8 protein-coding genes are annotated in these 6,719 nt (G+C 68.8%); 2 read left to right on the forward strand and 6 right to left on the reverse strand.

Annotated features, from left to right (window positions below):
* The coding region (locus tag LI92_RS19015) for a CorA family divalent cation transporter (RefSeq protein WP_046321723.1) at positions 1 to 279 on the forward strand (279 nt) is incomplete at its 5' end.
* A gap of 123 nt (positions 280 to 402) precedes the next feature.
* Here the strand turns inward: LI92_RS19015 and LI92_RS19020 are convergent.
* The 6 genes from LI92_RS19020 to LI92_RS19045 form a co-directional block, all read right to left on the reverse strand.
* The gene (locus LI92_RS19020; RefSeq protein ID WP_046321725.1) at positions 403 to 1,011 is read right to left on the reverse strand and encodes a suppressor of fused domain protein; all 609 of its coding nucleotides are present in this window, start codon (positions 1,009 to 1,011) and stop codon (positions 403 to 405) included.
* 7 nt (positions 1,012 to 1,018) lie between these two features.
* Positions 1,019 to 2,164 (reverse strand): ABC transporter ATP-binding protein, encoded by a 1,146-nt coding sequence (locus tag LI92_RS19025; protein ID WP_046321727.1) that lies wholly within the window; start codon positions 2,162 to 2,164, stop codon positions 1,019 to 1,021.
* Between the two features lie 4 nt (positions 2,165 to 2,168).
* Positions 2,169 to 2,996: a carbohydrate ABC transporter permease gene (locus LI92_RS19030; protein ID WP_046321729.1), complete on the reverse strand. Its 828-nt coding sequence runs from the start codon at positions 2,994 to 2,996 to the stop codon at positions 2,169 to 2,171.
* The gene (locus LI92_RS19035) at positions 2,993 to 3,874 is read right to left on the reverse strand and encodes a carbohydrate ABC transporter permease (protein WP_046321731.1); all 882 of its coding nucleotides are present in this window, start codon (positions 3,872 to 3,874) and stop codon (positions 2,993 to 2,995) included. Before LI92_RS19035 ends, LI92_RS19030 begins: the two co-directional genes overlap by 4 nt.
* Positions 3,871 to 5,289, reverse strand: a complete 1,419-nt coding sequence (locus LI92_RS19040; protein ID WP_046321732.1) for an ABC transporter substrate-binding protein — start codon at positions 5,287 to 5,289, stop codon at positions 3,871 to 3,873. The genes LI92_RS19035 and LI92_RS19040 overlap by 4 nt, the downstream gene beginning before the upstream one ends.
* A gap of 75 nt (positions 5,290 to 5,364) precedes the next feature.
* Positions 5,365 to 5,892, reverse strand: a complete 528-nt coding sequence (locus tag LI92_RS19045; RefSeq protein WP_046321733.1) for a YflT domain-containing protein — start codon at positions 5,890 to 5,892, stop codon at positions 5,365 to 5,367.
* A 78-nt stretch (positions 5,893 to 5,970) separates the two neighbouring features.
* Here LI92_RS19045 and LI92_RS23905 point away from each other — a divergent pair, with 78 nt between their 5' ends.
* Positions 5,971 to 6,591, forward strand: coding sequence for a DUF4190 domain-containing protein (locus LI92_RS23905; protein ID WP_052740862.1), 621 nt, complete (start codon positions 5,971 to 5,973; stop codon positions 6,589 to 6,591).
* The last annotated feature ends 128 nt before the right edge of the window (positions 6,592 to 6,719 follow it).

The raw sequence follows: 6,719 nt of genomic DNA on the forward strand, positions 1-6,719 counted from the left end.
AAGAGACAGGAACAGATCGCCGGCTACGACGAGTTGCTCAGCTCGCTGGTGCAGGCCGCGCTCGCGCGGGTGGGCATGCAGCAGAACACCGACATGCGCAAGATGTCGGCGTGGGCGGGCATCATCGCCGTCCCGACCATGATCGCCGGGATCTACGGGATGAATTTCGACTACATGCCGGCCCTGCACTGGGCATTCAGCTATCCGCTTGTGGTGGGCGGCATGTGTGTGATCTCCGCGGTGCTCTACCGCGCGTTCCGCCGCAACGGCTGGCTGTGAGGCCATCGCACCCCCACCTCCGCGAGCCCTCCCCCGCCCTTCCCGCGAGCAGACACAGAATCGCCCTCTTTGGGCTGTTCTGATGCGATTCTGCGTCTGCTCGCCGAGAAGGCGACGAGAAAGCTAGTGGGGCTGGGATGCGCGACGGTCGGGGTCGAACACGTCCACGCCGTCGGCGCGCCAGGCCTCCCGCATCGCCTCGGCGCCTTTGAGCCGCACCCAGGCGGCCTCCGTCGCGGTGATCGGGGTGGCCGTCAGAAATCGCACCGGTTCCCGCGGGGGCTCCAGCGTCAGCTCGGCGATGTCGCTGTCGCCGAGCAGCACCGCGGTGAACGGCGCCGGGCCCGCAGGCCCGGACCACAACGGTCCCCCGAGGTCGATCAGCGCGTCGGGCGCCAGCACCACCCCTTCGACCACCGGCGCCGCGGCCACGGCGGCGATGCTCCGGGCCAGGCCGGTATCAGACGCCGAAGCACGCAGGTGCACAACGATTTCTGCTCGCGGGCCGTGCACCGGGTCGGCAAGCATATGGCCGGGGTCTCCCATCGGGTGCCGCGAGCAACCCGCCGAGACGTAATGCACCATCCGGTCGGGCCCGGGCCCGAACCGCAACACCTCGATGGGCTCGACACCCAGAAATGTCACCCGGGCGACGTCCGGCTCACCGGCGGCACCGGTGGCGGCGAAGTGCTGCTGTACGTGCTGACGCACCCGATCCAGGTCGTGGGTCACCGGGTGTTCACCGCCCGGCGGGTGCGACGCTGAGGTTCACCCCGGTCTTGGCGTCGAACGCCACCGCCTTGTCCGGCAGCAGTGCCAGTTCGATCGGCTGCCCGCCGGCGGCCTTCGACGCCGAGGGGACCCGGGCCACCAGGCTGGCGTCGGCCGGAGCTCCGGCGGATTCGTTCGGCGTGAAGTACAGGTACTTGTCCGCCCCGAGCGATTCCACCATGTCGACGCGGGCCGTGAAGGTCACCGCATTGCGCCGCCCGGCGTCGTCGAGCAGCGCCGCATCCACCAGGTGCTCGGGGCGCACCCCGATGACGACCTCACCGCCCTGCGGTGCGGGATGCGCAGCGATCATCTGACGAGTCGCCGCATCCAGCGGGACTTCGCCGAACGGTAGGCGGGCGCCGGTGGCGGTCAGGGGGCCGGGAAAGAAGTTCATCGCCGGCGAGCCGACGAATCCGGCGACGAACAGGTTGACGGGACGCTCGTAGAGCTCGTCGGGGGTCCCGATCTGCTGCGCGACGCCGCCCTGCATCACCACCACCCGGTCCCCGAGGGTCATCGCCTCGGTCTGGTCGTGCGTGACGTAGACGGTCGTGATACCCAGCCGGCGCTGCAACCGCGCGATCTCGCTTCGCATCTGCACGCGCAGCTTCGCGTCGAGGTTCGACAGCGGCTCGTCCATCAGAAATGCCTTGGGGTGCCGCACGATCGCTCGGCCCATGGCAACCCGCTGACGCTGGCCGCCGGACAGCTGCGACGGCTTGCGATCCAGCAGGTCGGTCAGGTCGAGGATCTTGGCGACGTCGGCGACCTTCTCGGCGATTTGCGACTTCTTCATCTTGGCCAGGGTCAGCGGGAAGGCGATGTTGCCCCGCACCGTCATGTGCGGGTAGAGCGCGTAGGACTGGAACACCATGGCGATGTCGCGGTCCTTGGGGGCGCGCTCGTTGACGCGCTCGCCACCGATGCGCAGCTCCCCCGAAGTGATCTCCTCCAGGCCGGCGATCATGTTCAGCGTGGTTGATTTTCCGCAGCCGGAGGGTCCGACCAGAATGATGAACTCGCCGTCGGCGATGCTCAGCGAAAGGTCGTTGACCGCCACCGCACCGTCGGGGTAGCTCTTGGTGACGTGGAGGAGTTCGATCTCTGCCATCGGCCTATCCCTTCACCGCGCCGGAGGTAAGTCCCGCCACGATCCGTCGTTGGAAGATTAGAACAAAGGCGATGATCGGCACGGTGATCACCATCGCCCCCGCCGCGATCGATCCGGTGGGCTCCTCGAATTGCGAACTGCCGGTGAAGTTGGCGATGGCCACGGGCGCGGTGACCGAGGCTTTGGTGGCCGTCAGCGACAACGCCAGCAGCAGATCGTTCCAGGCGAAGATGAACACCAGAATGGCAGCGGTGACGATGCCCGGCGCCGCCAGCGGCGCGATCACCTTGCGGAACGCCTGCCCCGGCGTGGCGCCGTCCATCTTGGCGGCCTTCTCCAGATCCCACGGGATCTCGGCGAAGAACGCCGACAGCGTGTAGATCGCCAGCGGCAGTGCGAACGTGATGTAGGGGATGATCAGGCCCAGCCAGGTGTCGAACAGCCCGGTGGCACGTTCGATGTTGAAAATCGGTGTCACCAGGGAGATCTGGGGAAACATCGCGATCAGCAGGGCCGCCCCCACCAGCAGCCGTTTGCCGGGGAAGTCCAGGCGAGCCACCGCGTAGGCGGCCATCGCCCCGATCACCACCGCGATCACCGTGGTGATCAGGCCGATGCCCACCGAGTTGATCAGCGCTGAACCGAAGACGTCACCGGCGAAGATGCCGCGGTAGTTGTCCAGCGTCACCGACGAGGGGATGAACCTGCCGTCCTTGACCGTTGAGGTCGGCTTGAGCGACAGCGACAGAATCCACAACACCGGGACCAGTGCATAGACCAGCACGGCCAGGTCGATGATGACCCACGCGGTGCGGCGGCGAAGACCGGTCATCGCCGGTCCGATCCCGGCGCCGCGGCACCGAACACCTTGACGAACACGAACGCGATCAGCGCCACGCAGATGAAGATCAACACCGAGATCGCCGACCCCAGGCCCACGTTGAATCCTTTGAACAGGTTGTCGTAGCCCAGGATCGACACCGAGCCGGTGTTGTTGGAGCCGTTGGTCAGCACGTAGATGTTGTCGAAGATCCGAAATGCGTCCAGGGTGCGAAACAGCACCGCCACCAGGATCGCCGGTTTCATGATCGGCAACGTGACCGAGACCAGGCGCCGCCAGGGGCCGGCTCCGTCCACCTGCGCCGCCTTGAGCAGGTCCTCGGGCACCAGCGCCAGGCCGGCCAACAGCAGCAGGGCCATGAACGGCGTCGTCTTCCACACCTCGGCCAGCACCACGATGCCCAGCGAGGGCAACTGCTGGGTCAACGGCGCGCTTCCGGTGGGCAGCAGGTCGGCCAGATACCCGGTGCCCGGCGTCCAGGCGTAATACCAGCTGTAGGCGGCGGCGACCGTGACGATGCCGTAGGGCACCAGCACCGCGGTGCGCACCATTCCCTTGGCGAACAGACTGCGGTGCATCACCAGCGCCAGCGCCAGGCCGAACACGAACTCGAAGGCCACCGAGACCACGGTGATCCCCAGCGTCACCGCGAACGCGGTCCACCAGTAGGAGTCGGTCAAGGTGGTCTGGTAGTTGGCCAGGCCGACGAAGGCGGTGTCCTGCGGGGTGGCAAGGTTGTAGCGCTGCAGGCTCAACCAGATCGCGTAGCCGATCGGGTACGCCGTCACCGCCAGCATCAGGATCACCGCGGGGGCGACCAGCAACACCGCCAGCCGGCGCTGTGAACGGACGTCGTCGACCCGCGTCACGGGATCAGCCCCTTGCCGTCGATGGCCTTTTGCACCTGCACGGCCAAGTCGTCGGCGGTGCGCTCGGGGTCGATGACGCTGATCGGCGCCAGCGTCGCCGATATCCGGGTCGACACCGCCTGATACACCGGCGTCGCTGGGCGCACCGCGGCGTCGGTGAGCTGCTGGCGGATCACGTTGTGCTGTGGATATTTCTGCTGGAACTGCGGGTCGTCGTAGACCGAGGCGCGCACCGCGGGCAGGCCGCCCTCGATCGCCAGATACTTCTGGTTGGCAGCACCGCGCAGGCAGCGCACCGCTTCGAAGGCCTCGGCGCGATGCCGGGTGGTCCGGGCCACCGCCAGGTTCAGCCCGCCGAGCGTCACCTTGGCCGGGTGGCCTTCCCGCACAGCCGGATACGGCGCGAAGCCCAGCACCGAACGACTGGCGTCGTAGGCGAGCCGATACTGCTCCTCGGTGGGTTTGAACGCTCCGCCCTCGACGCTGCCGGCCAGCTCCGGGCGCCCCTGCAACGGCAGGAAACCCACCCCGCCTTTGACCGCGTTCTCCAGCATTGACGGCAACACGAACGGCCAGTTGACTTCCAGCGCCGCCCGGCCCTGCTCGAACGCCAGCCGGGCGGTGGCCTCATCGGTCTGGGTGACCGACGGGTCGGCGCCGGGCGCGGTCGCCACCGCCTTCATGACCCGCAGCGCGGCGACGGTGGCGGCCCGGTGTTCCTCGGTGTCGACGAGGGTGACGGTCTTGCCGTCATCGCTGAGGACCCGGCCGCCCGCGCTTTGCAGCAGGGTGTTGAACCACACCACCAGACCCTCGTACTGCTTGGCCTGCACCGCGATCCAGCTGGGCCCGCCCGCGGCGTGCAGCCGCGTCGCCTCGGCCACCATCTCATCCCAGGTGGCCGGCGCCGACGCCATCAGATCCGGCCGGTACCAGAGCAACTGGGTGTTGGTGACGATGGGCGCGGCGTAGAGCCGCTCATGCCACCGGGCGCTCGCGAGCGGACCGGGCAGGGTGTCCTCGACGGCGTCGCCTTCGGCTTTGCCGGCCGGGTCGTCCGACAGCGGCAACGCCCAGCCGGCCTCGGCGAATTCGGCAGTCCACACCACATCGAGGCCCATCACGTCCAGGGTGCGGTCGTTGCCGGTGAGCCGCCGGGCCAGTTGCAGGCGCTGATCGTCGGCGGCTCGCGGCAGACTGAACTGCTGCACCCGATACCGGCCACCGGCCTGTTCGGTGCAGCGCGCCGCGATGACGCGGAAGGTCGCGGTGTCGTTGGCCGGGGTGTAGACGCTGATCACCGGGACACCGGCGGACGAGTCCGGCGATCCACAGGACGAGCCCGCCGACGCCACGGTCAGCGCGATCAGCCCGGCCGCGCCCAGCCGGCCCACGCGACCGCGCCGACTCCCCACGCCACCCGCCTCCCGTTGCCGTTCCGTGCCACGACGGTAAGGCCGTCCGCGGGCGCTACGCAAACACCGCAGCCGCTACAGCGTCAGCTTCGCCAGCAGATCCCGGCCCTGCTCGGCGCTCTGCGGGTCGCACAGCACGTCATAGCGTCCCGCGACCAGCTGCATGGTGGAGCTGAAGTCCCTTGTACCCCGGGCCATCGCGTAGGGCACCGACGAGGTGATCAGGCCGAAGAACACCCCGGCGATCAAACCCGTCACCAGCGCCTGGGTCGGGTTGGCGCTGAAGATTCCCAGCACCAGACCGATGAACAGACCCAGCCAGGCGCCGCTCAACACCCCGCCGCCGAGCACCTTGGGCCAGGTGAGCCGGCCGGTGACCCGCTCAACCTGCATGAGGTCGACGCCGACAATGGTCACCTGATGGACGGGGAACTCCTGATCGGACAAGTAGTCCACCGCTCGCTGCGCCTCGGCGTAGGTCGGGTAGGACCCGATCGGCCAGCCTTTCGGCGGCGTCGGCAGCCGGGCCGGATCACGACGAGCGGGCGCTCCGGCCGCGCCGAGCGGATCGGGACGCTGTCCGGGCTGGAAGGGGCTGGTCATGGGAATTCTCTCTCCTCGCCCCGAGAAGCGGCTGTCGGACGACAAGCCGGTCGCGGCGCATCGGCTAGGTTGAACAGCATGACAGCTCCCGGCGGGGATTCTGAACAGAATCCACGAGGCAATCCCAACCAGCCCTGGGCCAACCCGGGTGCTGTCGGGCCCGATCAGGGCGGCTGGGCTTACCCGTCGGGCTTCGAGGGCTATCCCCCCGGACCGGCGTACCCCGCGCCCGGATTCCCGCCGCCCCCGGCCGGCGGCGGCTTCCCGCCACCCCCGCCCACCAGCGGCTATCCGGCTGTGCCGCCGCCCGGCAACTACCTGCCGCCCGGCGGTTATCTGCCTCCCCCACCGCCCGCGCCCGGCGAGTACCCGGCACCCGGCGGGCCGGTCGGTTACCCGCCGCCGGGCTACGCCCCGGGTTACCCGCCGGCGGGGTACGGCGCGCCGTATTCCGGCGGCTACCCCCTTCCGGGCCAGGCGCAGAAGACCAACGTCCTGGCCGTCACCTCCCTGGTGCTGGCCCTGCTCGGACTGGTGTTCTGGCCGCTGGCGCTGGCCGGGGTCATCGTGGGCGTCGTCGCGCTGAACCAGATCAGGTCGACCGGTGAGGCCGGGCACGCCCTGGCGGTGGCTGGCACCTCGATCGCCGGCGTGGCGATGATGCTCTCGTTCGTCCTGGCGATGATCGCCCTGAACTAGTCGCGCTCGCGATCGCCGCCGGCCCCACGGCGGCGACACTGCGCTAGGTGTACTGCCCAGACAGGTTGGTTGAGGAAGTGTGACGACTCGCTGTAGCGGTCGTTGAACGGGGAAGGTCTCCCGTCGTG

This window comes from Mycobacterium sp. UM_Kg1, assembly GCF_000972925.1.
GTDB classification, from domain to species: domain Bacteria; phylum Actinomycetota; class Actinomycetes; order Mycobacteriales; family Mycobacteriaceae; genus Mycobacterium; species Mycobacterium hiberniae.